Below are 2,354 nucleotides of genomic sequence, written 5' to 3'. Positions count from 1 at the left end.
GCCGCCGACAAGGGCACGGCGACCTTCTCCGACCTCGCCAACGGCATCGCGCAGTCCTACGGCTTCTGGCTCGACGACGCCTTCGCCTCCGGCGGCTCGGCGGGGTACGACCACAAGGAGATGGGCATCACCGCCCGCGGCGCGTGGGAGTCGGTCAAGCGCCACTTCCGCGAGCTCGGGCTGGACACCCAGCGCGAGGACTTCACGGTCGTCGGCGTGGGCGACATGAGCGGCGACGTCTTCGGCAACGGGATGCTGCTGTCCGAGCACATCCGCCTCGTGGCCGCCTTCGACCACCGCCACATCTTCCTCGACCCCGACCCCGACGCGGCCCGCTCCTACGCCGAGCGCGCGCGGATGTTCGCGCTGCCGCGCTCCAGCTGGGCCGACTACGACACCTCGCTCATCAGCGAGGGCGGCGGCGTCTACCCGCGCACCGCCAAGAAGGTGCCGGTCAGCCCGCAGGTGCGCGAGGCGCTGGGCCTCGAGGACGGCGTCTCGACCATGACGCCCGCCGAGCTGCTGCACGCCATCCTGCGCGCGCCGGCCGACCTGCTGTGGAACGGCGGCATCGGGACCTACGTCAAGGCCTCCACCGAGACGCACGCCGAGATCGGCGACCGCGGCAACGACGCGATCCGGGTCGACGGCCGCGACCTGCGGGTGCGGGTCGTCGGCGAGGGCGGCAACCTCGGCCTGTCCCAGCGCGGGCGCGTCGAGGCGGCCCTGCACGGCGTCCACGTCAACACCGACGCGATCGACAACAGCGCCGGCGTGGACAGCTCGGACCACGAGGTCAACATCAAGATCGCGCTGACCCCGCTCGTCCACGACGGCTCGATGACCCTCGAGGAGCGCAACACCCTCCTGGAGTCGATGACCGAGGAGGTCGCGGCCAAGGTGCTGCGGCACAACTACGACCAGAACGTCCTCCTCGGCAACGCCCGGCACCAGAAGGAGGCCATGCTGGCGGTCCACCAGCGGCTGGTGCGCTACCTGTCCCAGACCGCCGGGCTGGACCCCGCCCTGGAGTTCCTCCCCGACCGCAAGGAGTGGGAGCGGCGCGCCAAGGACGGCCAGGGGCTGACCAGCCCCGAGTTCTCGGTGCTCGTCGCCTACGCCAAGCTGGGCCTGAAGGAGGCGCTGGCCGACAGCGAGCTCGCCGACGACCCGGCCATGGAGGACACGCTGCTGGACTACTTCCCGGCGCCGCTGCGCGAGGTGGCCCGCGAGTCCCTGCTGGCCCACCCGCTGCGCCGCCAGATCGTGGTCAACGAGATCGCCAACGCCATCGTCAACCGCGGCGGGGTGAGCTTCGCCTACCGGGCTCAGGACGAGACCGGCGCCACCCTGGTGCAGATCGCCCGTGCCTTCCACGTCGTGCGCGCGGTCTTCGACCTCGGCGCCTACACGGCGGCGGTCGAGGCGCTGGACAACGAGGTCGACACCGCGACCCAGTCCGAGCTGTACCTGGAGTTCCGCCGGCTCGTGGACCGGGCGCTGCGCTGGTTCCTGTCCAACCGCTCGCTCAGCAGCGGCATGGAGGCCGAGATCGAGCGCTTCGCCGGGCCGGTGCAGGCCCTCACGCCGCGGCTGCGCGAGCTGCTCCAGGGCTCGGAGCTCGAGCGCTTCGAGGCCAACGCCGCGTGGGCGCGCGAGCGCGGGGTGCCCGACGACCTCGCCGACGCCTACGCCTCGGCGCTGGACCGCTTCTCCCTGCTCGACATCACCGAGCTGTCGATGGAGATGGAGCGTGACGTCGAGGAGGTGGCGGCGGTCTACTTCGGGGTGTCCGAGGCCTTCGGCCTGGACGCGATGCTCACCCACGTGTCGAACCTGCCGCGCACCGACCGGTGGTCCTCGCTGGCCCGCGGCGCGCTGCGCGACGACATCTACGGCGTCATGCGCGGTCTGACCCGCACGGTCGCCGAGCGGACCACGCCGGGCTCGGCCTCGGTCGAGCGGGTCGCGGACGGGATGGCCGAGCACCGCGAGGCCCTGACCCGGACCAGCCAGCTGCTGCACACCGTCGGCGAGATGGACGAGCCCGGGCTGGCGCCCCTCTCGGTGGCGCTGCGCACGCTGCGCGGTCTCGTCCGCCAGGGGTCGGCCGGTGACTGAGCCGCTGCGCAGGTAGGGTGCGTGCGTGCCGACGCTGCGTGACACCCTCTCGCGGACGACGCTGTCCCCGGCCGACGTCGACTGGCTGCACCGGCTGGTCGGCGACTGGCAGATGGTGGCGGACCTGTCGTTCGCGGACCTGACCCTGTGGATCCCCGTCGCGATGGACGACGACCAGGACCAGCACCTGTCGCCGTGGCTGCTGGCCGCGCACGCGCGCCCGCCCACCGGGC

General features: G+C 72.4%; 2 protein-coding genes. Both read left to right on the top strand.

Annotation, left to right across the window (positions count from 1 at the left end; translation table 11 throughout):
• Positions 1-2,121 (top strand): NAD-glutamate dehydrogenase domain-containing protein (locus ACTUAL_RS13525; protein ID WP_440900482.1); only part of this gene is annotated, 2,121 nt, incomplete at its 5' end.
• Positions 2,122-2,146: 25 nt separating this feature from the next.
• A partial coding sequence (locus tag ACTUAL_RS13520) for a histidine kinase N-terminal domain-containing protein (RefSeq protein ID WP_440900481.1) occupies positions 2,147-2,354 on the top strand: 208 nt, incomplete at its 3' end.

This window comes from Actinosynnema sp., from assembly GCF_052038725.1.
This window is presented reverse-complemented; position numbering and strand designations above follow the sequence as displayed.